Here is a 24,080-nt window from a genome sequence, read left to right as displayed (position 1 = left end):
GGACCGGCAAGTGGCGGACATCGTCACCGGGAGTGCGCATCCGGTGACGCTGTCGCCCGTCGAGCCCCGGGTGCCGCTCCCCCTGGAGGGTGACGAGCGGCGCGCGCTGAACGTCGTCCGGCGGTTCGGCACGGTCGGGTCCCTCTTCCTCGCGCTGGGCTCCCTCGGCGCCGGCGCCGCGCCGGTGATCAACCCGGTGCAGGAGATCCCGGTGCTGCGGCTGTTCACCCGCATCCCCACCGTGTCGCTGGCCATCGCCATCTCCGGCATGGGCATCCTGGTGCTCAGCTGGCTGATGCTCGGGAAGTTCGCCCGCCCGGACCGCGCGCGGCTCGCGTCGCAGGGCCAGCTCGCCCGCACGATCGCGCTGTGGGTGCTGCCGCTGCTGGTGATCCCGCCGCTGTTCTCCCGCGACGTCTACAGCTACCTCGCGCAGAGCGAGATCGTGCACCGCGGGATGGACCCGTACACCCTCGGCCCGGCGCAGGCCCTCGGCGTCGCCGACCCGTTCACCGCGGGCGTGTCGAACATGTGGCGCGAGACGCCGGCGCCGTACGGCCCGCTGGTGCTGCGCCTCGGCGGCTGGCTCGCGCCGATCTCCGGCCAGAGCATCGCGCTGGGCGTGCTCCTGCAGCGCGTGCTCGCACTGGCCGGGGTGGTCCTCATCGTCTGGGCGCTGCCGCGGCTGGCCCGCCGCTTCGGCGTCCAGCCCGCGACCGCGTTGTGGCTGGGCGCGCTCAACCCGCTGCTGATCTTCCACTTCGTCGCCGGCGCCCACAACGACGCGCTGGCCATCGGCCTGATGCTCGCCGGGCTGGAGGTGGGCATCCGGCGGCTGCCGATCCGGGTCAAGGGCGACACGCCACCACCGCTGGCGCCGGGCGAGCTGCTGTACATAGGGCTCGGCGTCGCGATCATCACGCTCGGCGTGGCGGTGAAGGTGCCCGCGGTGTTCGCCCTGCCGTTCTTCGCCGTGATGGTCGCGCGCCGCTGGCACGGCAGGCTGAAGGACCTGTTCCTCGCCGGGGCGCCGATGGCCGCGTGGTTCGGCGTCGTGCTGGCCGTCGTCTGCTTCGGCTCCGGGCTCGGCTTCGGCTGGGTCGGCGCGACGTTCAACACACCGGGCCTCGTCCGCGCCTGGATCTCCCCCACCGCGGAGCTGGCGAACCTGTCCGGGGTGCTCGGCATCGCGCTCGGGCTGGGCAACCACACCAACGCGCTGGTGCCGATCCTCGGCGCGCTCGGCTACCTCGTCGCCGTCGCCATCACCTTCAAGTTCCTCTGGGACAGCTTCAAGTGGCGCTACCGGCCGATCATCGGCCTCGGCGTCTCGCTGGGCGCGGTGATGATCCTGCAGATCAACCTGCAGCCCTGGTACGTGCTGTGGGCGGTGATCCCGCTCGCCGCGGCCGCCGGGACGTCCCGGTTCCGGGTGGCCGCGACGGTGCTGTCCGCCGCCCTGCCGTTCCTGCTCCCGCCCACCGGCAGCACCTTCGACGGCCGCCCGTACGTGCTGCCGTTCGCCTACGTCGCGGCGATCGTCGTGTGCGGCGCGGGCATGCTCGTCGTGCGGCGTCTCGCGCCCGTCCTGCTCTCCAGGCCGTCCCCGCGGCTGCCCGCGCAGGCCGACGCCGTATCGTGACGCGATGTGAGTGCCCCCGCCGTCGAGATCACCGGGCTGGTGAAAAGCTACGGCTCCACCTGCGCGGTCGACGGTCTCGACCTGCACATGGAGCGCGGCGGCCTGCTCGCCCTGCTCGGCCCGAACGGGGCCGGCAAGACCACCACCGTCGAAATCTGCGAAGGCTTCCTGAAGCCTGACGCCGGCTCGGTGCGTGTGCTCGGCCTCGACCCGCACCGCGAGTCCGCCGCCCTGCGCCCCCGGCTCGGGATCATGCCCCAGGGCGGCGGCGCCTACCCCGGCGTGCGCGCCGACGAGATGCTCAAGCTGGTGGCCTCGTGCGCCGCGTCGCCGTTGGACCCCGCCTGGCTGCTGGACATCCTCGGCCTGGCTTCGGTGCGCCGGACGCCGTTCAAGCGCCTCTCCGGCGGCCAGCAGCAGCGCCTTTCGCTGGCCTGCGCGCTGGTCGGGCGGCCCGAGCTGCTGTTCCTCGACGAGCCGACCGCGGGCATGGACCCGCAGGCCCGGCGCCTGGTCTGGGACCTGCTGGCCGCACTGCGCGCCGACGGCGTCTCGGTCCTGCTGACGACCCACCTGATGGAAGAGGCCGAAGCGCTGGCCGACACCGTGGTGATCATGGACCACGGCAAGGTCGTCGTGTCCGGCGCGCCGCACACCCTGACGATCGACGAGAGCGGCACCGCGGGCCTGCGGTTCAAGGCCCGCACCCGGCTCGACACCAAGCTGCTGACGGCCGCGCTGCCGGAGGGCTACGACGTGCGCGAGTCGGCGCCGGGCACCTACGTCGTGGTCGGCTCGGTCGACCCGCAGGTCGTGTCCACGGTCACCGCCTGGTGCGCCCAGCAGGGCGTGCTGCCGGAGGAGCTGCAGGTCGGCCGGCGGACGCTCGAAGAGGTCTTCCTGGAGCTGACCGGACGGGAGCTGCGGGCGTGAACTTCGAGGCCGGCACCTTCACCCCCGCCCCCGGGCGCGGGTCGTTGACGCGGATGCTGCGGACGCACGCGCGCGTCGAGGCGAGCCTGACCCTGCGCCACGGCGAGCAGGTGCTGCTGACCCTGCTCATCCCGCTGGCCCTGCTGATCGGCCTGTCGCTGCTGGACATCCTGCCCGCGTCCCAGCTCGGCTCGACGTCCAAAGTGGACTGGATCACCCCGCGGATCCTGGCGCTGGCGGTGATGTCGTCGGCGTTCACCGGCCAGGCGATCGCGCTGGGCTTCGACCGCCGCTACGGCGTCCTGAAGCGGCTGTCGGCGACGGCGTTGCCGCGCTGGCTGCTGGTCGCGGGGCGGCTCATCGCCGCGCTGGTGGTGGTTCTCCTCCAGGCCGTGGTGATCGGTGTGGTGGCGGCGTTCCTGGGCTGGTCGCCCTCGGTTTCCGGACTTGCTTCGGCGGTCCTGCTGCTGGTGCTGGGGACGTTGGCGTTCGGTGCGCTGGGCGTGCTGCTGGGCGGCGCGTTGCGCGCGGAAGCCGTGCTGGCGCTGGCGAACATCGTCTGGTTCGTACTGCTGCTGGCGGGCGGCATCCTGCTGGCGCCGGCTGCGCTGCCTTCGGGGATGGCGGTGGTCGTCGAGCTGCTGCCGTCGGGAGCGCTGGCCGAGGGCATGCGCGCGGCGCTGGTGGACGGGTCGTTCGCGCTCGGGCCGATAGTGGTGCTGGTGGTCTGGGCGGTGGTGGCGGGCGCGCTGGCTTCGCGGACCACGAAGCTCACCTGACGCCACTTGTCCACACGGCTCGGGCGATGTGGACAACTTCGGGCAGCCGGGCTCCACGAGCCGGAAACGTCGGTGACCGGCGATAGACTGAGCCTGGGCTCGTCCCCCCGGGAAGGGTGGGGGCCGCGTCCCGGGCCGGACGTGACCTTGGTCCCTTGTGCCCGCGTCGCCGTTCTGGGCGCCGGGACCTGCCGAAAGCCGGATTCCGGGGCGCTCTACCATCGATGCCGTGCCGTTCACCAGCCTTGTCGCCCGCCTGCCGTATCCCTCCGCCGCGATCCAGCGGGCCGTCGGGATCGCCGCGGTCTTGGCGCAGGCGCTGATCGGCGTCACCGGCTCCATCGTGCGCGTCACCGGGTCCGGGCTCGGCTGCCCGACCTGGCCGCAGTGCGTCGCCGGCAGCCTCGTCCCGAAGCACGACTCGGGCATCGACGCGCTCAACCAGTGGATCGAGTTCGGCAACCGGATGCTGACCGGCGTCGTCATCGCCGTCGCCGCGATCGCCGTCCTCACCGCGTGGCGCGTCCAGATCGACCACCCGTCGCGCAAGCGCCTGGTGAAGCTGGCCTGGACGATGCCCGGCGGTGTCGTGCTGCAAGCCGTCGTCGGCGGCATGACCGTGCTGGCGAAGCTCGAGTGGTGGACCGTCGCGATCCACTTCCTCGCCACCACTCCCCTGGTCTGGCTGGCCGTCCTGCTGCTGCGCGCGTTCCGCGAGGGCGACGAGCCCGCTCGGTCGCTGGTCCCGGCGTCGGGCCGCAAGCTGCTGGTCGTGCTCGCCGTCGTGATGTGGCTCGTGCTCGCGGCCGGCACCACGGTGACCGGCGCCGGCCCGCACAGCGGCGACATCAACACCCACCGCCTCGCCGTCTCGGTCGAGACGCTCGCCCAGATCCACGGCGGGCTGCTCATCGCCTACCTGCTGCTGCTCGCGGTGTTCGGCCTGCAGCTGGTGCGCGCCGGCGCGCCGAAGAGCCTGTGGCAGCGCTACACCTGGGTCTGGGTGGTCGCGCTCGCGCAGGGCGGGCTCGGGTCGCTGCAGTACGCGCTGGGCGTGCCGGAGGCGATGGTGTCGTTCCACGTGCTCGGCGCGATGACGGTGATCGTCGCGACGGCGTCCCTGTGGACCGGCAGCCGCGACCGCGGTCCGGTCGTCTCCCTGACGGCCGCGCCGAGCGAACCGGAACTCGCCACCGCCTGAGCAACAGTCGGCCACGCCGCTGTAACTCGGGCAGGCTACGGTTCGCGCCATGACGACGCGCTCCGCGCCCAAGCCACTCATCTCCCACAGCCGCGGCACCGGCGAGATGATCGTGCTCAAGACTTTCCTGCTGGTGCCGTTCGCGGCGCTGCTCGTGGCCGTGCCGCTGGTGTGGGGCTGGGGCATGACCTGGGTCGACCTGATCCTCGCCGCGGTGTTCTACGTCTTCGCGACACTGGGCGTGACCGTCGGCTTCCACCGCTACTTCACGCACGGCGCGTTCAAGGCGAGCCGGCCGCTGCGGATCGTGCTGGCCGTCGCGGGCAGCATGGCGGTGCAGGGTTCGGTGATCTTCTGGGTCGCGAGCCACCGCCGTCACCACGCCTTCGCCGACCGCGAGGGCGACCCGCACTCGCCGTGGCTGTTCGGCACGTCGCCGTCGGCGCTGCTGCGCGGGTTCTGGCACGCGCACATGGGCTGGATGTTCGGCCGCGAGGTGACCAACGCCGACCGCTTCGCCCCGGACCTGGTGGCGGACGCGGACCTGCGTGTCGTCAACCGGTTCTTCTGGCTGTGGATCACGCTCAGCCTCGCCCTCCCCGCGGCCCTCGGCGGCCTGCTGACCTGGTCGTGGTGGGGCGCGGTGACGGCGTTCTTCTGGGCCGGCCTGGTCCGCATCGCGTTCCTGCACCACGTGTCGTGGTCGGTGAACTCGATCTGCCACCTGATCGGCGAGCGCCCGTTCGCCAGCCGCGACAAGGCCGCGAACTTCTGGCCGCTGGCGATCCTGTCGATGGGCGAGTCCTGGCACAACTCCCACCACGCGGACCCGACGTGCGCGCGGCACGGCGTGCTGCGGGGCCAGGTGGACGTCTCGGCCCGGGTGATCTGGGGCTTCGAGAAACTCGGCTGGGCGACCGACGTGCGGTGGCCGCGGGTGGACCGGCTGGCCGCGAAGCGCGTCTAGGCTTCCACCCGGTGCATACGCCTCCGCAAACACACACGGTAATCTCCTTTCGTGGAGCGTAGTGCTCCGCTGAACAAATCCATAAAGGAGACGGAAGCGTGTACCGACATCACCACAATCGTGGCGGTGGCGGCGGAGAAGGCGGTGGCAACACCGGCAACTGATCCAACGTCATGTCTCCAGGGAAGGGGAAGCCGCATCGGCCAGATGCGGCTTTCACTTCACTCAGGTTCGGGGCCATCTGAAGGCGATCCCGTACTCCTCTCGCGGATGGCAGTAGCTCTCGAAAGTGTGCTGTACGAACCCATCGCCAACGTCGAGTAGGCGCGGATCTCCCGTGGGCGGCCTACGCACTTTCTCCGCCTCGAGCTGCTCCGCGTACCACCAGCAGGCTTCAGGCAGGCATTCCTCGTCGAAGTTCACGCGGATCGTTAGCCCGGCGACGGGTTTGCCGTTCTCGAACCTCCCCCTAGTCACACCATGGTGGTCGATGTCCACGCCGATCCACCGCCGCTCTTCATCAAGTCGCATGTCAACGGCCTCCGAGATGAAGCTGTAGGACTCGTTCATCCGCAATTTCCGCCGGAACCGCAGTCTGGCCAGAAGAGGAGCGCCCGGGTATGCGCCGGGCGAGGCGACGAGACGACAGTTCCACAGGGCCTTGATGGGAATGTCGATGAGATTTCCGGACCAACCGGTCACGGCGTGTACGTCATAACCATCAAGACCATCTTGACGCGCCACAATGACTCGTTTGGTGAAGCGACGCAACGCCGTACGCCGATGCATCACGACCGTGACGATCATCCGCTCCACGAAGACCGGCTGCGCGCCCTCCGATGGAGCCCGGCCCCCCTCCGAACTCCCGGTTCCGGGCAAGGGTCCAGCCGTGGCCGATCGCCCCGCCTCCACGTAGGGCAACCAGGCTTCCCCTTCGAGGTGCGCGAGCTTGCGCACCACGGCGGTGCAGAGCATCTCGAGCGCACTCGCCCAGGCTCTGTTCATCGGTGTGTCCGACAGAGGCTCCCTGCTTCCGAACAGGCCACGCACCTTGGCCAGCTGACGAAACCGGTCCTGGAGGGTCGGCGCCCAGCTCACGCTGCCGTCCGGCACCGGCGGGAGCCGAAATGCGGCCAGCAGGGTGAAATGCTCACGCCGCTCCACCACCGAGCTCAACTTGCCGATCTCGTCGACGATGAGCCCCCAGATCGCCAGCGCGCGCGCCTCCGGCGAGGCCGCTGGCAGCGAAGCGGTCGGTTCAACGAGACAGCCGAGCATGGCACCGGAACCGCTCGACGAAGATTCGATCGCGCGCCGGAGAGCTCCCAGCAAATCACCGTCTTTTCGTCTGGCCAGTGATCCCAGCGCAGCCTTTTCGGGGGGCGTCCCCAGACCCTCCTGATCCAGTTGCGCCCTCACGATGCCTCCTCCGCCCCGACCAAGGCCGAACAAAGATCGACAAACTGCGGAAAACTCGAACAGCAACAAAGAGAGAAACCCGCTGCTCCGACAAACAGAAACATCTCCGCACCACCAAAGATCATTTCCGGTCCCGGCTCTCACGAGGCACGCTGGAGGCCAGTGCGTACTAGTACACCATAGAGAGGGGCAGTACAGTGAGCGATGAAGAGAGCCGTCGACCCTCGCCTCGCCGTGACGATTCCGGGAGCCTGCGCAAAGTGATCAAAGTCGGACTGACCGGAGTCGGCGGGCTCTACCTGGTCTCCGGATCGATCTCCGTCACCGTGATCGGGGCCGTCGTCGCACTCGCGCTGGCCGCCGTACAGGTTGTTCGATGACTAGGCCAGCTGCTGGCGCACCGCCGAGGCGAACCGCATCGCCGCGGCCGGGTCCGTCTGGCGGAAGCCCAGTGACGGCTCCGTCAGTTCCAGCTCCAGCAGCAACGGCTTGCCGTCCGCGCCGCGGACCAGGTCCACCCGCGCGTACAGCAGCTCCGCGCGGAGGATGCCCAGCAGCGCCGAAGCCGCGTCCAGGACGTCCTCCGCCAGGGCGATCGCGTCGGCCGGCGGCTCGGCCTTCGCCAGCTGCTCGGTCAGGTACAGCCCGGAGTCGTCCATTGTGGACCCGAGCATCGCGCTCTTGGCGAAGGCGTGGGAGTAGATGCCACCGAAGTACGACAGGGCCAGCTCGCCCTCGGTGTCCACACTGGACTGGTACGGCTGGATCAGCGCGGTGTGGCCGTCGGCGTGCAGGGCAGCCACGTGGGAAGACGCGTCCGCGCCGGCGTCGAACCGGGCCGCGCCGCGGGAACCCGCGCCGACCGAGGGCTTGACCACATACGCCGACTTGGGGAATGTGGCCGGCGAGCCCGGCTCGACCAGCGTGGTCGGGACGACCGGCACGGCCGCGTCCAGCAGCTCCGCCAGGTACGACTTGTCGGTGTTCCAGCGCACCACGGCCGCCGGGTTGTACAGCGCGGGCACCGACTCGCACCAGTCGAGGAACTCGCTGCGGCGCTCCGGGTAGTCCCAGGTGGCGCGCAGGATCACGGCGTCGGCCGCGGCGAAGTCGACGCGGGAGTCGTCCCAGGCCGCCCACGAGACGTCGAAGCCCAGCTCGGTCAGCGCCGCCGGGACGGCGTGCTCGTCGCCGTCGCCCTCGGGCAGTTCGGCGCAGCCGACGAGGATCGCGGTGCGGCTCACCGGCCGGCCATCTTGCGGCGGTGCGCGGCACCGATCTTGGTGGCCTTCACCGTCTCCGCGTCCCACGAAGCGGTTTCGAGGTCCTCGACGGCCTCGACCAGCGCCTCGCCGGTCGCGACGGCCGGCACGACGACGTCGCCGAGCGCGCCGTCAGCCCCGACCAGCACGACCCGGGCGCCGGCGCGGCCGATGTTCTCCACCACCGCGCGGGACGGCTTGCCGTGCGCCTTCACGAACTTGCGCGCCGCGGTCAGCTGGGCCGACGTCGGCGGGGTCGTCTTTTCCTCGGTTTCCTCAGCCACGCCCCGAACAATACGACGCCGGGCGCCGGAACGCGGAACAGCGTGGCGTCGGCCATAGTTGTCCCCGGTAGAAGCCCGACCCCCGAGGAGGACGCATGCCCACCGCAGTGCAGGTGACGAAGACCGGCGGCCCGGAAGTGCTCGAACCGGCCGAAGTGGACGTCGCGGCCCCCGGCGCCGGCGAGCTGCTGGTCGACGTCGCCGCGGCCGGGGTGAACTACATCGACACCTACCAGCGCCAGGGCATCTATCCGATGGAGCTGCCGTTCGTGCCGGGCCTGGAGGGCGCGGGCACGGTCGCCGAGGTCGGCCCGGACGTCGACGGCTTCGCGGTCGGCGACCGCGTGGCCTGGCAGGGCTCACTGGGCAGCTACGCCGCCCGCAAGCTGCTTCCGGCGCCGGTGGCGGTGAAGGTGCCCGAGGGCGTCTCCCTCGAGACGGCCGCGGCGACCATGCTGCAGGGCGTCACGGCCCACTACCTGGTCGCGTCGACGTTCGAGGTGAAGGCGGGCCACGACGTGCTGGTGCACGCGGCCGCCGGCGGCGTCGGCCTGCTGCTGGTGCAGCTGGCGAAGGCGCGCGGGGCCCGGGTCTTCGGCACGGTGTCGACCGAGGAGAAGGCGAAGCTCGCGCGTGAAGCCGGCGCCGACGAGGTGATCCGCTACGACCGCGACGACTTCGCGAAGGCGGTCCGCGACCTGACCGGCGGCGAAGGCGTGGACGTCGTCTACGACGGCGTCGGCAAGGACACGTTCGACGCCAGCCTGGCGAGCCTGAAGGTCCGCGGCCTGCTCGCGCTGTTCGGCGCGGCCAGCGGCCCGGTGCCGGAGTTCGACCCCCAGCGCCTCAACTCGGGCGGCTCGCTGTACCTGACCCGCCCGACGTCGGTGCACTACGTCCGCACGCGCGAGGAGCTGGACTGGCGCGCGAAGGAGCTGTTCGACGCGGTCCTGGCGGGCGACCTGACCGTCCGCATCGGCGGCACGTACCCGCTCGCCGACGCCCAGCGCGCCCACGAAGACCTTCAGGGCCGCCGGACGACCGGCAAGGTGCTGCTCATTCCGTGATCCGGACCGCGCGCCAGTGGAACCCGTCCTGCTCGGCGCGCTCGACGGTGAACTCGACCTCGGCGCCCACGGTCAGCTGCCGGAACCCACCCGGCCCGACGCCGCGGCTGCCGGGGTCGACCATCGAATAGTGCACCCAGACGGGGTCGTCGAAGCCCGGTGCTTCGACGACCCCCAGCCGTGATCGACGTGCCATTCGCGCACGCGACCGCGATGAGTGTCCACGGACCCGGGACTACGAGGCCGGGACCGAGACCGCATCCGTGACGAACACCAGCGTCTCGTTCGGCTGGATGCCCTGGCCGCCCTGGCCGTAACCGAGGTCCGGCGGGATGATCAGCAGCCGGCGGGCGCCCTGCTTGATGCCGACCAGGCCCTGGTCCCAGCCCGGGATCACCTGGCCCGCACCCAGCTGCAGGTCGAACGGCTCGCCGCGGTCGAACGAGCTGTCCAGCTTCTGCTTGTTCGACCAGGTCACCAGCGTGTAGTTCATCTTCAGGTCCTGGCCGGCCTTCGCGCCGTTGCCGGTGCCGTCGGACAGGTCCTTCGTGATCAGCTTCTTCGGCGGGTCGCAGTCGTCGGGGATGGTGATCGTCGGCGCTTCGCCGAACTTGCCCGTCGACTTGACGTCGTCGGCGGTGCACTCGCGGCCCTTGCTCTGGGGCGCCTGCGCGGCCGACGACGACGGAACGGGCGGCCCCGCCGGTGCGGCCGTCTGGGTCTTGGTGTCCTGGCCGCACGCGGCCAGCGACAGCGCCGCCGCGGCGACGACCACGATCTTCCCGATTTTCTGCATGCCCGCGAGACTAGCCAAGCACGGAGAGTGCCGGTACTTCGTCACCGGTCCGGACCACACCGAGTCGCCGGGTCGCCCGCGTCAGGGCCACGTACAGGTCGTTGAGCCCGCGCGGCGAACCCGCGACGACCTCGTCCGGCGCGACCAGCACCACGGCGTCGAACTCCAGGCCCTTGGACCGCTCGACCGTCAGCACGCTCAGCCGTTCGTCGAAGGCGCCGAGCAGGCCCGAAACCTCGTCGAACCGGCTCGCGGGCACCAGCACCGCGACCGTGCCACCGTCCACTGCGGACAGCTCCGCGGCCACCAGACCCGGCAGCTCCGCCGCGAGGTCGGCCGGGTGCGCGGACCACGGCGGGACGCCGCTCTCCCGCACCGACGACGGCGCGCTCAGGCCCGCGTCGACCTCGGCCAGCACCCGCGCCGCGACCGCCATGATCTCGGCGGGCGTGCGGTAGTTGACGGTCAGCTGCTCGAGCCGCCACCGGTCCTCGACGTACGGCGAGAGCACCTCGCCCCACGACCGCGCGCCACCCGCGGCGCCGGTCTGCGCGACGTCGCCCACGAGCGTCATCGACCGGTTGGGTGAGCGCCGCATGAGCAGCCGCCAGTCCATCGCGGACAGTTCCTGGGCCTCGTCGACGATCACGTGCCCGAACGTCCAGGTCCGGTCCTGCGCCGCGCGCTGGGCCGCGGTCAGCTCGCTGCGCTCCACCTGGCGTTCGGCGAACAGCTCGGCGTCCAGGACGTCCGAGACGCGCAGCAGCTCCTCGTCGATGATCTCCTCGTCCTGCTCGAGGATGTCGAGCACGCCCTCGGCGTACGCGCGGTCCTCGCGCTCACGGCGTTTGCGCTCGACGCGGGCCTCGGTGTCGTCGACGCCGATCAGCTCGGCCAGCTCGTCGAGCAGCGGGACGTCGGCGGGCGTCCACGCGGCGTCGCGGCTGCTCTCCAGCAGCGCGCGGTCGGCGTCGGACAGGTGCTTCCGGGCGGCGCTGTCGAGGCGTTCGCGGTCGGCGAACAGGTCGTCGAGCACGCCTTCCGGGGTCAGCACGGGCCACAGCTCGTCCAGCGCGGCGATGATGTGCTCGTCCGCGGCCAGCTCGGCGCGGATGTCCTGCAGGTCCTGACCGTCCAGGAGGTCCTCCCCCAGCTTCCGCGAGGCCTGGCGGGTCAGGGCGTCGAGGACGTCGGAGACGAACAGGCGCCGCGCCGGGTTGTGCGGGCGCCGCGAGCGCCGGGCGCGGGTCCGGGCCTCGGTGCAGGTCTTGCGGTCGAGCTTGAGGACGTCGTGCTCGTACTCGATCTCCAGCACCGGGTCGGGCACGCGCTGGCGGTCGCGGACGGCGGTGGCGAGGACGTCGGCCATGACCAGCCGGCCCTTGACCTCCGCGGTCTCGCGCCGCTCGGCGCCGTCGGCGTCCAGGCCCGGGTAGAGCTGCCCGACGGTGGCGAGCAGCACACCCGTCTCGCCCAGCGACGGCAGCACCTGGCCGATGTAGCGCAGGAACGTGCTGTTCGGCCCGACGACGAGCACGCCGCGGGTCGTGAGCTGCTGGCGGTGGGTGTAGAGCAGGTAGGCGGCGCGGTGCAGCGCGACGGCGGTCTTGCCGGTGCCCGGCCCGCCCTGCACGACCATGACCCCGCCGAGCGGCGCGCGGATGATCCGGTCCTGCTCGGCCTGGATGGTCGCGACGATGTCGCTCATCTCACCCGTGCGCCGCTGTTCGAGCGCGGCGAGCAGCGCGGCTTCGCCGGCGAGCCCGAGGTCCTGCCCCTGGTCGGCGGCGGCGAGGTCGAGGATCTCGTCGTCGAAGCCGGTGACCTTGCGGGTCAGCGACCGCAGGTGCCGCCGCCGGCGTACCCCGTCGGGCGACGCGGCGGTGGCGAGGTAGAAGGGCCGCGCGACGGGCGCGCGCCAGTCGACCAGCAGCGGCTGGTAGTCGTCGTCCTCGTCGAACAGCCCGAGGCGGCCGACGTAGGTGGTCTCCTCCGTGCTGCCGGGCACGAAGTCGAGCCGCCCGAAGGCGAGGCCCTGCTCGACGGAGCCGAGCTGGGCGAGCCGGTCGGTGTAGAGGGTGGTCGCGACGTCGCGTTCGGTGCGGGCCTGCGGGGTGCCGCCGGTCAGCCGCAGCGTCTCGTCGAGGCGCCGCTGGGCGTCGACGCGTTCGGCGTCGAGCTTGGTGTAGAGGGTGGTGACGTACGCCTGCTCACGAGCGAGCTCGGCGGCGTGTGTGTCGTCCGGCGAGACGGACAAGAGCATCCTGCTTTCGCCTCAAGGAAAAGGGCCAGCCAAGTTTAACGGCGACCACGGCGGGATCATTCCGGCCTGAGGTCGCAGTAGGGGTAGACCTCGGTGCGGGAGTCATCGGCGGCGGCGGGAGCGCCGACGTACGGGACGACCCAGGTCTCCCGTTCTCCGGCCGGTGCGATCACGGAAGACCACGGCGGTGTCGCGGCTGGTCAGGGCCCGGCAGTTCGTGGACGTCTCGCGGTAGTGGACGTCCACGCTGACCGGGTTGTCCGGGTAGAAGCGCAGAGTCCGGAGGTAGGTGGCGCCGACCGGCCCGAGACTGCCCACGGCGGCGCGCGGCACCCAGGCGTTCGGGCCCACGGTGGTTTCGGCTCCGGCCACGGGGATTTCCCGCCGGTAGGCACCAGTTCCCGCACCGATCCGCTGGCCGGGCAGGAGCAGGGGAACCTCGACGCTCAGCTCGCCGGTCGTCAGTCCGGGAAGCTCGTGGTGCGCGGCGTCGAACAACCGGAACCGCACCGGAATCCGGCGGGCGACCTCGGTGCTGGTGTTCTCCAGAATGGCCCCGAGACTGACCAGACCGGACGGGCTCTGGCTGAACCCCTGCTCGACGACCTTGATCCCGCCCGGCGCGGACGCCAGTGTGCTCGCGGGGGCCCGGTCGGGGATGTCACAGCTGTCGTCCGAGGCGGATCTGCCGGTCCAGGGCAGCTTGCCACCCGCCGAGACGACGATGGCGGCGAGGACAACGACAACGCCGAGCACGGCCAGCACACGGTTTCTGCTCATCCGAGGTCACAGTAGGGGTAGACCTCGACACCCGCCCCAAGAGTGACCGGCAGCTCCCGGTCCCCCGGCGCACACGACACCCGATCGGCGGGCAACCGTTCCGCGCCCACGATCCGACCGGCGGCGTCGCGGTGCAGGACCGCGGCGCCTCGGCTGGTCAGCGCCCGGCAGTTCGCCGAGTGGTAGCGGACGCCGCCCGGGACGACCGTGGCCGTCACCGGCGTGAAGCCGCCCAACGACTCCGGCGACAGCCAGGTCACCTGGCCGACGGAGCCGACCTCGGCCACGCCGATGCGGGCTCCCGGGGTGAGCAGCGGCACCACCACCGGCCCGACCGGGATGCGGTACGCGACCTGGGTGCTCGTGTTCTCCAGCACAGTGCCGGACGACGACGTCTCGGCGATGCGGATCCCGCCGCCACCGGGGGCCGCGTCGGGCGCCGAAGAGACCGCCGTGACGTGCGAAGGGATCGCGCAGCCGGTGCCCAGCAGTGTGTTCTGGTCCAGCGACACCTTGCGGCCGCCGATGTAGAGCAACGCCGCGAACAGGACGATCACGACCAGCGCGACGCCTGCGCGCCTCACCAGGATCAGAAAGGGAGGCCGAGCGTCGGCAGGCCGATGGCCGAGTCGACGGCCAGCGCCACGAACACGATCATCAGATACGTGTTCGAACGGTGGAACAGCGCCATCGGCTTCGTCTCCTCGCCGCGGCGGACCGCGGCCTGGAGGCTGTGCGCGTAGAAGAGGAACCAGCCGCCGGCGAGGATCGCGAACGTGCCGTACAGCCACGACGTCACCGGGAGCAGCAGCAGCGTCCAGGCCACCATCACCCACGAGTAGATGACGATCTGCTTGGCGACGTGCTGGGCGGTGGCCACGACCGGGAGCATCGGGACGCCCGCGCGCTCGTAGTCGTCGCGGTACTTCATGCCCAGCGCCCAGGTGTGCGGCGGGGTCCAGAAGAAGATGACGCCGAACATCACGAACGCCGGCCACTGGACGGTGCCGGTGACGGCCGCCCAGCCGATGACCACCGGCATGCAGCCGGCCGCGCCGCCCCAGACGACGTTCTGCGACGTGCGCCGCTTCAAGCCGAGCGTGTAGACGAAGATGTAGAAGAGGATCGTGGCCACGGCCAGCACAGCCGACAGCAGGTTGACCGTGAAGTAGAGCACCACGGCCGAGGCGACGCCCATCACCAAGCCGAAGATCAGCGCGCCGCGCCGCGGCACCGAGTCCTTCACCAGGGGACGCCGCTTCGTGCGGTTCATCACCTTGTCGATGTCCGCGTCGATCACGCAGTTGAGCGCGTTCGCGCTGCCCGCGGCCATCGTCCCGCCCAGCAGCGTGGCCAGTACCAGCCACGGCGAGGGGATCTGACGGCCGGCCAGGAACATCGCCGGGATCGTGGTCACCAGGAGGAGCTCGATCACCCGCGGCTTCGCCAGCGCGGCGTAGGCGCCGACGACCTGGCGGATGCTTCGCCGGTCACCGTGCGGTCGATCACCGGTCGGGTGCACGGCGCTGGTGTCCTCACTGCGTCCGTGCGCAGCGTTCACCAACGACATTTCACTCCCTGCGTCAGGTTCGGGCGGGCCCGTTGCCGGAGGCGTGTGGTGCCGCTGAAAACCGCCGGTCTGAACCCTCGAACGATGTTAGACGTGGTGAATCCCGTGGGTGATCGCGGGTCCTCGACGGGCTCAAGCACTAGGCTGGCCGGGTCGGGCCGCGATTGCCCCTGCGCAGGGTCGCGAGCAGGAATATCGTCCCTTCGGGATCGATTGAGATAGATGACCCCGCGCACGGGTAACCGGAACGAGGAAGACCAGCCGCAACCATCATGACCGGGAGTTGGAGTTCAGTGTCCGAAACCGCCCCTACCAGCGAGAACAACCCACTCCTGCGGCGCAACACGCCCGCCGACTGGACCGACACCGACACCCGCGCCGTGGACACCGTCCGGGTACTCGCCGCGGACGCGGTCGAGAACTGTGGCAGCGGCCACCCCGGTACCGCGATGAGCCTGGCGCCGCTGGCCTACACGCTGTTCCAGCGCACGCTGCGTCACGACCCGAACGACCAGAACTGGCCGGGCCGCGACCGGTTCGTGCTGTCGGCCGGGCACAGCAGCCTGACGCTCTACATCCAGCTGTACCTCGCCGGCTACGGCCTCGAGCTCGAGGACCTCAAGCAGCTGCGCAAGTGGGGCTCGAAGACCCCGGGTCACCCGGAGTACCGCCACACCGACGGCGTCGAGACCACCACCGGCCCGCTCGGGCAGGGCCTGGCGAACGCCGTGGGCATGGCGATGGCCGCCCGCCGCGAGCGCGGCCTGCTGGACCCGGACGCCGCTCCCGGCGAGAGCATCTTCGACCACTTCATCTACTCCATCGCCTCCGACGGCGACATCGAAGAGGGCGTCACCGCCGAGGCGTCGTCCATCGCGGGCCGCCAGGAGCTGGGCAACCTGATCGTCTTCTGGGACGACAACAAGATCTCCATCGAGGACGACACGAACATCGCCCTTTCGGAGGACACGGTCGCGCGGTACGAGGCCTACGGCTGGCACACCCAGTTCGTCGAGGGCGGCGAAGACGTCGTCGCGCTCGAAGAGGCCATCAAGAACGCGAAGGCCGAAACGGGCAAGCCGTCGTTCATCGCGGTGCGGACCGTCATCGGGTACCCCGCGCCGAAGAAGATGGGCACCGGCAAGGCGCACGGCGCCGCGCTGGGCGCCGAAGAGGTCGCCGAGGTCAAGAAGATCCTCGGCTTCGACCCGGAGCAGTCGTTCCAGGTCGAGGACGACGTCATCAAGCACACCCGCCAGGCGCTCGAGCGCGGCAAGGCCGCCCACGCCGAATGGCAGGAGAAGTTCGCGGCGTGGGGCGAGGCGAACCCGGAGCGCAAGAAGATCGCGGACCGGATGTCCACCCGCACGCTGCCCGAGGGCTTCGCCGACAACCTGCCGAAGTGGGAGCCGGACGCCAAGGGCGTCGCCACCCGCAAGGCCTCCGGTGAGGTGCTCAACGCGCTCGCCGAGCCGCTGCCGGAGCTGTGGGGCGGGTCCGCGGACCTCGCCGAGAGCAACAACACCACGATGAAGGGCGCCGACTCGTTCGGCCCGGAGAAGGCTTCCACGGACATGTGGAAGACCAGCCCGTACGGCCGGACGCTGCACTTCGGCATCCGCGAGCACGCCATGGGCTCGATCCTCAACGGGATCGCGCTGCACGGCGGCACCCGCCCGTACGGCGCGACGTTCCTCATCTTCTCCGACTACATGCGCCCGCCGGTCCGGCTGGCCGCGCTGATGAAGGCGCCGGTCACCTACGTGTGGACGCACGACTCGATCGGGCTCGGCGAGGACGGCCCGACGCACCAGCCGATCGAGCAGCTCTCCGCGCTGCGCGCGATCCCGGGCCTCAACGTCGTCCGCCCGGCGGACGCCAACGAGACCGCGTACGCGTGGAAGGCCGTGCTGGAGGACATCCACCACCCGTCCGGCCTGGCGCTCACCCGCCAGAACGTGCCGGTGCTCGAGGGCACCAGCGCCGAGGGCGTCGCCAAGGGCGGGTACGTCCTCGCGGACTCGGACGGCACCCCGGACGTGGTGCTGATCGGCACCGGCTCCGAGGTCCAGCTCGCCGTCGAGGCGAAGAAGGTCCTCGAGGCCGACGGCGTCAAGGCGCGCGTCGTCTCGATGCCGTGCGTCGAGTGGTTCGACGCGCAGGACGCGGCCTACCGCGAGTCCGTCATCCCGGCCGGTGTGAAGGCCCGCGTGTCCGTCGAGGCGGGCATCGCCCAGTCGTGGCACCGCTTCACCGGTGACGCCGGCGTGAACGTCTCGATCGAGCACTTCGGCGCCTCCGCCGATGCCGGCACCCTGTTCCGTGAGTTCGGGTTCACCACGGAAGCAGTCGTCGACGCCGCCCGCCGCTCGATCGCCAACACCAAGAACTGAAGGGGACACAATGAGCAACGACAAGCTCGCGCAGCTGTCCGAAGCCGGCGTATCGATCTGGCTCGACGACCTCTCGCGGGAACGCCTGAACACCGGCAACCTCGCCGACCTGATCCGCGACAAGCACGTCGTCGGCGTGACGACCAACCCGACGATCTTCGCCAACGCGATGTCGAAGGGTGACGCCTACGACGAGCGGACGAAGGAGCTCGCCGCCCAGGGCGCCGACGTCGAGGCGACGATCCGGGACCTGACCACGACCGACGTGCGCAACGCCGCGGACCTGTTCCGCGACGTCTACGCCGCCACGAACGGCGTCGACGGCCGCGTCTCGATCGAGGTCGACCCGCGCCTGGCCAAGGACACCGACAAGACGGTGGCCGAGGCCAAGGACCTGTGGAAGACCGTCGACCGGCCGAACGCGCTGATCAAGATCCCGGCCACCGAAGAGGGCCTGCCGGCGATCACCGCCACGCTCGCCGAGGGCATCAGCGTCAACGTCACGCTGATCTTCTCCGTCGAGCGCTACAAGAAGGTCATCGAGGCCTACTTCGCCGGGCTGGAGCAGGCGAAGGCCAACGGCCACGACCTGCGCGGCATCCACTCGGTGGCGTCCTTCTTCGTGTCCCGGGTGGACACCGAGATCGACAAGCGGCTCGACGCGATCGGCACCGACGAGGCCAAGGCCCTGCGCGGCAAGGCGGCCGTCGCCAACGCCCGGCTCGCCTACGTCGCGTTCGAGGAGCTGTTCGCGACGGACCGCTGGAAGGCCCTCGCGGCCGACGGCGCGCACGCGCAGCGCCCGCTGTGGGCCTCGACCGGCGTCAAGAACCCGGACTACTCCCCGACTCTCTACGTCGACGACCTGGTGGTCAAGGACAGCGTCAACACGATGCCGGAGAAGACCCTCGACGCCGTCGCCGAGCACGCCGACCTCCAGGGCGACCGGGTGTCCGGCCACGGCAAGGACGCGCAGCAGGTCTTCGACCAGCTCGAGGCCGTCGGCATCGACATCACCGACGTGTTCCTGGTGCTGGAGAACGAAGGCGTCGAGAAGTTCGAGAAGTCCTGGACCGAACTGCTCGACACCGTCACCGGCCAGCTGGAAAAGGCGAAGGGCTGAAGCACGACATGACGACAGGGGAAAAGACCGGCGTCGAGATCGTGGACGCCGAACTGGCGGAGCGCGCCGCGCCGCTGGCCGAGCGGCTGGTCGCCGACCAGGCCGCGTCGAAGCTGGCCGCGAAGGACGCCACGCTCTGGGGACCGGACGCCGAATCCGAAGCGTCGATCCGGCTGTCGTGGACGACGCTGCACAAGTCGTCCCGGCCGCTGATCGGCGAGATCGAGGCGCTGCGCACCGAACTGCGGTCCGAGGGCGTCGACCGCGTGGTGCTCGCCGGCATGGGCGGCTCGTCGCTCGCGCCGGAGCTGATCACCGGGACCGACGACGTCGCGCTGACCGTGCTCGACACGACCGACCCGGGCCAGGTCGCCGACGCGCTCGCCGGTGACCTCGAGCGCACGGTGATCGTGGTGTCGTCGAAGTCGGGCGGCACCGTCGAGACCGACAGCCACCGGCGGATCTTCGCGAAGGCGTTCACCGACGCGGGGATCGACGCCGCGCGGCGGATCGTGGTCGTCACCGACCCGGGCTCGCCGTTCCAGGCACTGTCCGAAAAGGAGGGTTACCGCAAGACCTTCCTCGCCGACCCGCACGTCGGCGGCCGCTACTCCGCGCTGACCGCGTTCGGGCTCGTCCCGGCCGGGCTGGCCGGCGCGGACGTCGCGCGGCTGCTCGACCAGGCCGCTTCGGCGGCCGAAGAGCTGGCTTCGGACTCGGTGGACAACCCGGCGGTCAAGCTGGCCGCCGCGTGGGCCGCCGCGCACGAGCAGGGCGCCGAGAAGGTCGTGCTGGCCGACTCCGGTTCCGGTATCAAGGGGTTCCCGGACTGGGCCGAGCAGCTGATCGCCGAGTCCACCGGCAAGGAGGGCACCGGCCTGCTGCCGGTCGCGGTCGAAGGCACGGAGGCACCCGGCTTCGCCGACGCGAAGGCCGACGCCACCGCGGTCTCCGTCGGCAGCCCGAAGGGCGCGGCGAAGATCGGCGTCACCGGCTCGCTCGGCGCGCAGCTGCTGCTCTGGGAGTTCGCCACCGCGCTCGCCGGGCGGCTGCTCGGGATCAACCCGTTCGACCAGCCCGACGTCGAGACCGCGAAGAAGGCGGCGCGCGCGCTGCTGGACGACCCGGAGAAGCTCAAGGGCGGCGAGACGGCGTCCACTGTGGACGGACCGGTCGAGATCTTCGGCAGCGAAGGCGTTTCGACCGACGGGAAGCTCGTCGACGTGCTCCGCGCGTTCTTCGCTTCCGCGCCGGACGCCGGCTACGTCGCGGTGCAGGCCTACCTGGACCGGCTCGACGACGCGTCGACGGCGCTGCTGCGCGGCGAGATCGCCCAGCGCACCGGCCTGCAGACCACGTTCGGCTGGGGTCCCCGGTTCCTGCACTCCACCGGGCAGTACCACAAGGGCGGCCATCAGAACGGCGTCTTCCTGCAGCTCACCGGCGCGGTGGAGCGGGACCTCGACGTGCCGGACCGGCCGTACACGCTGGGGCAGCTGCAGCACGCCCAGGCCCTGGGCGACGGGCAGGTGCTCGCCGAGCACGGCCGCCCGGTGCTGCGCCTGCACCTGACCGACCGCGCCGCGGGCCTCGCGGCCGTTGTCCGCGCGGTGCAGGAGGTCGCGGTTCAGGAGGGGGAAGCATGACCTGGAGCAACCCGCTGCGGGACGAGCGGGACAAGCGGCTCCCGCGCATCGCCGGGCCGTCCAGCCTGGTGATCTTCGGGGTCACCGGCGACCTGGCCCGCAAGAAGCTGATGCCCGCCATCTACGACCTGGCCAACCGCGGGCTGCTGCCCGCCGGCTTCTCGCTCGTCGGGTTCGCCCGCCGCGACTGGGAGCACCAGGACTTCGGCGAGCTCGTGCACGACTCGGTCAAGGCGCACGCGCGCACGCCGTTCAAGGAGTCGGTCTGGAACCGGCTCGCCGAGGGCATCCGGTTCGTGCAGGGCACCTTCGACGACGACGACGCCTTCGACCGGCTCGCGCAGACGGTCAAGGACCTCGACAAGGAACGCGGCACCGGCGGCAACACGGCGTTCTACCTGTCGATCCCGCCCGGCGCGTTCCCGGTGGTGACCAAGCAGCTGGCCCGCTCCGGGCTGGCCAACGCGGACGAGAACACCTGGCGCCGCGTCGTCATCGAGAAGCCGTTCGGCCACGACCTGAAGAGCGCCGAAGAGCTCAACGCGATCGTCAACGACGTCTTCCCCGAGGAGTCGGTGTTCCGCATCGACCACTACCTCGGCAAGGAGACGGTCCAGAACATCCTGGCGCTGCGCTTCGCGAACCAGCTGTTCGAGCCGATCTGGAACGCCAACTACGTCGACCACGTGCAGATCACCATGGCCGAGGACATCGGCCTCGGCGGCCGCGCGGGGTACTACGACGGCATCGGCGCGGCCCGCGACGTCATCCAGAACCACCTGCTGCAGCTGCTCGCCTTCACCGCGATGGAGGAGCCGCTGTCGTTCGACCCGCGGGCCCTGCGCGCGGAGAAGATCAAGGTGCTCTCGGGTACCCACCCGATCGGGCCGCTGGGCAAGACCACCGCGCGCGGCCAGTACGCGGGCGGCTGGCAGGGCGGCACGAAGGTGCCCGGCCTGCTGCAGGAAGAGGGCTTCGCGAAGGACTCGAAGACCGAGACCTTCGCCGCGGTGACCCTCGAAGTGCAGAGCCGCCGGTGGGCCGGGGTGCCGTTCTACCTGCGCACCGGCAAGCGGCTCGGCCGTCGCGTCACCGAGATCGCCGTGGTGTTCAAGCGGGCGCCGCACCTGCCGTTCGATTCGACGTCGACCGAGGAGCTGGGGCAGAACGCCCTGGTCATCCGGGTCCAGCCGGACGAGGGCATCACGCTGCGGTTCGGCTCGAAGGTGCCGGGGACCACGATGGAGGTCCGCGACGTCACCATGGACTTCGGGTACGGGCACGCCTTCACCGAGTCCTCCCCCGAGGCCTACGAGCGCCTGATCCTCGACGTCCTGCTCGGCGAGCCGTCGCTGTTCCCGGTCAACGAAGAGGTCGAGCTGTCCTGGAAGATCCTCGACCCGGTCATCGAGCACTGGGCCAAGGAGGGGGCGCCGGAGCAGTACCCGCCGGGCACCTGGGGCCCGCCGTCCGCCGACGAAATGCTGGAGCGCACCGGCCGGAAATGGAGGCGCCCGTGATCATCGACCTGCCGTCCACCACGACTTCGCTGCTCAACAAGAAGCTGGTGGAGATCCGCGAACAAGGCGGGCAAGTAGCGCTCGGCCGGGTGCTCACGCTGGTCATCGTGGCCGACGACGACAGCCACCTCGAAGCGGCGATCGAAGCGGCCAACGGCGCGAGCCGCGAGCACCCGTCACGGGTGATCGTGGTCGCCAAGGGCGCGCGCACCGCGTCGCCGCGCATCGACGGCCAGATCCGCGTCGGCGGCGACGCCGGCGCGAGCGAGGTCATCGTGCTGCGGCTCTACGGCCCGCTGGCCGCCCAGGGCCAGAGCGCGGTCGTCCCGCTGCTGCTGCCGGACGCGCCGATCGTCTGCTGGTGGCCCGGCGCCGGCCCGAAGGACCCGGACAAGGACCCGCTCGGCGAGCTGGCCCAGCGCCGGATCACCGACTCGGCCGCGGAGAAGAGCCCCGTCAAGTCGCTGACCACGCGGGCGAAGGCGTACACCGCGGGTGACACGGACCTGGCCTGGACGCGGCTGACGCACTGGCGCGCCCAGCTCGTTTCCGCGCTGGACCTGCCGCCGTACGAGAAGATCACCGCCGCGACGGTGACCGGCGAGGCCGACTCGCCGTCGACCGAGCTGCTGGCCGCGTGGCTGGCCGAGTACCTGAAGGTGCCGGTCAAGCGGGTCAAGAGCTCGGGCGCGGCCGGGATCACCTCGGTCACCCTGGAGCGGCGGTCGGGCGCGGTGGAGCTGCACCGGCCGGACGGGCGCGTCGGCACGCTGACCCAGCCGGGCCAGCCGACCCGGCGGATCGCCCTGCAGCGGCGCAGCACGCAGGACTGCCTGGTCGAGGAGCTGCGGCGGCTCGACCCGGACGAGGTCTACGAGGCGGCGCTGCACGGCCTGGGCAAGATCACGTCCGGCACGAACGGCAAGACGGGCGCGCCGGCCAAGGCGGACGTCACCTCGCCGGCCGCGGCGGGCGCTGGTGCTTCGCCGGATCCTGCGCCTGCACCGGCTAAGCCCAAGGCTCCGGCCAAGGCGGGTGCCAACGGCAAGAAGAGCGCTTCATGAGCAAGACCGAGGTCGTCGTCCACGCGAACCAGGACCTGCTGGCCGCCGCCGCGGCGGCCCGGCTGGTCACGCGGCTCGTGGACGTCCAGGCGGCCAAGGGCTCGGCGTCGCTGGTGCTCACCGGCGGCGGCACCGGCATCGCGGTGCTGACCGAGCTGCGAAACTCGAGCGCGCGCGACGCGATCGACTGGTCACGCCTGGACATCTACTGGGGCGACGAGCGGTTCGTCCCGGCCGACTCGGACGAGCGGAACGAGAAGCAGGCCCGCGAGGCCCTGCTGGACCACGTCCCGCTCGACCCGAAGCGGGTCCACGCGGTAGCGGCATCGGACGGCGAGTTCGGCGACGACCCGGACGCCGCCGCCGAGGCGTACGCGCGGGTGCTGGCGGACAACGCGGGCCCGGACGAGGGTGACGTCCCGACGTTCGACATCATGCTGCTCGGCCTGGGCGGCGAGGGCCACACCGCATCGGTGTTCCCGGAGTCCCCGGCGGTGTACGAGAAGGAGCGTTCGGTGGTGGCGGTGCGCAACTGCCCCAAACCCCCGCCGACGCGCGTTTCCCTGACGCTGCCGGCAATCCGCCGAGCCCAGGACGTCTGGCTGATGACAGCGGGCGAAGCCAAGGCCGACGCGGTAGCGCTGGCACTGTCGGGAGCGGACGAAGCCCAGCTCCCGGTAGCGGGCGCCCGAGGACACCGACGGACGCTCTGGCTACTGGACCGCACGGCGGCGGGCAAGCTCACGAAGGTGGACCAACCACCGACGGCTTGACGGTCGTAGGTTCCGTGAAGGCCTCCTCCCCCTTGGGAGGGGGCCTTCACGGCGTCTGGGGGCGCGGTGCAGTACGGCGTTCAGCGGCCGTTCGCGGTGTTCAGCGACCGTTCGCGGTGTTCAGCGACCGTTCGCGGCGTTCAGGGCACCGAAACTGTCGTGGCTCCCGGGTAGCGTGGGAAACGGGGGCTGCTCACTCCGCCCGCGCCCTCGGCGGGCCAGACTTTGCTCGCCAACCCACCGCGGTGCAAGCGGAACCCGCCACCTCGATCGGCTGCTCACTCCGCCCGCGCCCTCGGTCGGCCAAGCCTTTCTCACCAATCAGCTGCGGTCCCAGCGGAACTCGCCGTCCCGATTGGTCGCTCACTCGGTCACCAGGCCTTACTCACCCAGCCCGCCGCGATCCAAGCGAATCTCGCGCCCCGGTCGGCTGCTCACTTCGCCCGCACCCTCGACCACCCAGGCCTTGCTCGCCAACTCACCGCGATCCGAGCGGAACTCGCCGCCTGATCGGCCACTCCGGCCTGCACCCCCGCCGGCCAAACCCTGCCCACCAATCCACTGCGATCCAAGCGGAACTCGCCACCCCGATCAGCGG

At 70.9% G+C, this 24,080-nt stretch carries 22 protein-coding genes; 13 read left to right on the top strand and 9 right to left on the bottom strand.

Annotated features, from left to right (window positions below):
• Positions 1-10: 10 nt before the first annotated feature.
• From mptB to MUY22_RS27355, 5 genes are all read left to right on the top strand, one after another.
• Positions 11-1,642, top strand: a complete 1,632-nt coding sequence (mptB, locus tag MUY22_RS27375; RefSeq protein ID WP_247049209.1) for a polyprenol phosphomannose-dependent alpha 1,6 mannosyltransferase MptB — start codon at positions 11-13, stop codon at positions 1,640-1,642.
• A 6-nt stretch (positions 1,643-1,648) separates the two neighbouring features.
• Positions 1,649-2,575: an ABC transporter ATP-binding protein gene (locus MUY22_RS27370; protein ID WP_247049208.1), complete on the top strand. Its 927-nt coding sequence runs from the start codon at positions 1,649-1,651 to the stop codon at positions 2,573-2,575.
• Positions 2,576-2,628: 53 nt separating this feature from the next.
• Positions 2,629-3,354, top strand: a complete 726-nt coding sequence (locus tag MUY22_RS27365) for an ABC transporter permease (RefSeq protein ID WP_247064159.1) — start codon at positions 2,629-2,631, stop codon at positions 3,352-3,354.
• A gap of 229 nt (positions 3,355-3,583) precedes the next feature.
• A complete protein-coding gene (locus MUY22_RS27360; RefSeq protein ID WP_247049207.1) occupies positions 3,584-4,555 on the top strand; it encodes a heme A synthase in 972 nt (323 codons plus the stop codon).
• A 49-nt stretch (positions 4,556-4,604) separates the two neighbouring features.
• Positions 4,605-5,522, top strand: coding sequence for an acyl-CoA desaturase (locus tag MUY22_RS27355; protein WP_247049206.1), 918 nt, complete (start codon positions 4,605-4,607; stop codon positions 5,520-5,522).
• Between the two features lie 225 nt (positions 5,523-5,747).
• On the opposite strand, the gene MUY22_RS27350 is transcribed toward MUY22_RS27355, so the two are convergent.
• A complete protein-coding gene (locus MUY22_RS27350) occupies positions 5,748-6,941 on the bottom strand; it encodes a hypothetical protein (RefSeq protein WP_247049205.1) in 1,194 nt (397 codons plus the stop codon).
• Positions 6,942-7,138: 197 nt separating this feature from the next.
• Here MUY22_RS27350 and MUY22_RS27345 point away from each other — a divergent pair, with 197 nt between their 5' ends.
• Positions 7,139-7,321 (top strand): hypothetical protein, encoded by a 183-nt coding sequence (locus MUY22_RS27345; protein WP_247049204.1) that lies wholly within the window; start codon positions 7,139-7,141, stop codon positions 7,319-7,321.
• On the opposite strand, the gene MUY22_RS27340 is transcribed toward MUY22_RS27345, so the two are convergent.
• Together MUY22_RS27340 and MUY22_RS27335 are read right to left on the bottom strand one after the other, a co-directional pair.
• On the bottom strand, positions 7,322-8,185 hold the full coding sequence (locus MUY22_RS27340) for a RimK family alpha-L-glutamate ligase (RefSeq protein ID WP_247049203.1): 864 nt from the start codon (positions 8,183-8,185) through the stop codon (positions 7,322-7,324).
• Positions 8,182-8,487, bottom strand: coding sequence for a hypothetical protein (locus MUY22_RS27335; protein ID WP_247049202.1), 306 nt, complete (start codon positions 8,485-8,487; stop codon positions 8,182-8,184). The genes MUY22_RS27340 and MUY22_RS27335 overlap by 4 nt, the downstream gene beginning before the upstream one ends.
• 95 nt (positions 8,488-8,582) lie before the next feature.
• Here MUY22_RS27335 and MUY22_RS27330 point away from each other — a divergent pair, with 95 nt between their 5' ends.
• The gene (locus MUY22_RS27330) at positions 8,583-9,554 is read left to right on the top strand and encodes a quinone oxidoreductase (protein ID WP_247049201.1); all 972 of its coding nucleotides are present in this window, start codon (positions 8,583-8,585) and stop codon (positions 9,552-9,554) included.
• On the opposite strand, the gene MUY22_RS27325 is transcribed toward MUY22_RS27330, so the two are convergent.
• From MUY22_RS27325 to MUY22_RS27300, 6 genes are all read right to left on the bottom strand, one after another.
• Positions 9,544-9,750, bottom strand: coding sequence for a cold shock domain-containing protein (locus tag MUY22_RS27325; protein ID WP_247049200.1), 207 nt, complete (start codon positions 9,748-9,750; stop codon positions 9,544-9,546). The two genes, MUY22_RS27330 and MUY22_RS27325, sit on opposite strands and share 11 nt — an antisense overlap.
• Positions 9,751-9,789: 39 nt before the next feature.
• Positions 9,790-10,350 (bottom strand): FKBP-type peptidyl-prolyl cis-trans isomerase, encoded by a 561-nt coding sequence (locus MUY22_RS27320; protein WP_247049199.1) that lies wholly within the window; start codon positions 10,348-10,350, stop codon positions 9,790-9,792.
• Positions 10,351-10,360: 10 nt separating this feature from the next.
• Positions 10,361-12,613, bottom strand: coding sequence for an ATP-binding domain-containing protein (locus tag MUY22_RS27315; RefSeq protein WP_247049198.1), 2,253 nt, complete (start codon positions 12,611-12,613; stop codon positions 10,361-10,363).
• Between the two features lie 102 nt (positions 12,614-12,715).
• A complete protein-coding gene (locus MUY22_RS27310) occupies positions 12,716-13,393 on the bottom strand; it encodes a hypothetical protein (protein WP_247049197.1) in 678 nt (225 codons plus the stop codon).
• The gene (locus tag MUY22_RS27305) at positions 13,390-13,977 is read right to left on the bottom strand and encodes a hypothetical protein (protein ID WP_247049196.1); all 588 of its coding nucleotides are present in this window, start codon (positions 13,975-13,977) and stop codon (positions 13,390-13,392) included. Before MUY22_RS27305 ends, MUY22_RS27310 begins: the two co-directional genes overlap by 4 nt.
• A gap of 5 nt (positions 13,978-13,982) precedes the next feature.
• Positions 13,983-14,963, bottom strand: a complete 981-nt coding sequence (locus tag MUY22_RS27300; RefSeq protein WP_247049195.1) for a heme o synthase — start codon at positions 14,961-14,963, stop codon at positions 13,983-13,985.
• Between the two features lie 293 nt (positions 14,964-15,256).
• Here MUY22_RS27300 and tkt point away from each other — a divergent pair, with 293 nt between their 5' ends.
• Genes tkt through pgl form a run of 6 tightly spaced genes read left to right on the top strand, consistent with a single transcriptional unit; the run spans position 15,257 to position 23,482 of the window.
• Positions 15,257-17,356, top strand: a complete 2,100-nt coding sequence (gene tkt, locus MUY22_RS27295; RefSeq protein ID WP_247049194.1) for a transketolase — start codon at positions 15,257-15,259, stop codon at positions 17,354-17,356.
• A gap of 10 nt (positions 17,357-17,366) precedes the next feature.
• Entirely contained in the window at positions 17,367-18,479 is a 1,113-nt protein-coding gene (gene tal, locus MUY22_RS27290) for a transaldolase (RefSeq protein WP_247049193.1), read from the top strand.
• A gap of 8 nt (positions 18,480-18,487) precedes the next feature.
• The gene (locus MUY22_RS27285) at positions 18,488-20,125 is read left to right on the top strand and encodes a glucose-6-phosphate isomerase (protein ID WP_247049192.1); all 1,638 of its coding nucleotides are present in this window, start codon (positions 18,488-18,490) and stop codon (positions 20,123-20,125) included.
• Positions 20,122-21,645 (top strand): glucose-6-phosphate dehydrogenase, encoded by a 1,524-nt coding sequence (gene zwf / locus MUY22_RS27280; RefSeq protein ID WP_247049191.1) that lies wholly within the window; start codon positions 20,122-20,124, stop codon positions 21,643-21,645. The genes MUY22_RS27285 and zwf overlap by 4 nt, the downstream gene beginning before the upstream one ends.
• On the top strand, positions 21,642-22,709 hold the full coding sequence (opcA, locus tag MUY22_RS27275; protein ID WP_247049190.1) for a glucose-6-phosphate dehydrogenase assembly protein OpcA: 1,068 nt from the start codon (positions 21,642-21,644) through the stop codon (positions 22,707-22,709). The genes zwf and opcA overlap by 4 nt, the downstream gene beginning before the upstream one ends.
• Entirely contained in the window at positions 22,706-23,482 is a 777-nt protein-coding gene (gene pgl / locus MUY22_RS27270; RefSeq protein WP_247049189.1) for a 6-phosphogluconolactonase, read from the top strand. The genes opcA and pgl overlap by 4 nt, the downstream gene beginning before the upstream one ends.
• Positions 23,483-24,080 lie beyond the last annotated feature (598 nt).

It is taken from the genome of Amycolatopsis sp. WQ 127309, from assembly GCF_023023025.1.
Lineage (GTDB): Bacteria > Actinomycetota > Actinomycetes > Mycobacteriales > Pseudonocardiaceae > Amycolatopsis.
This window is presented reverse-complemented; position numbering and strand designations above follow the sequence as displayed.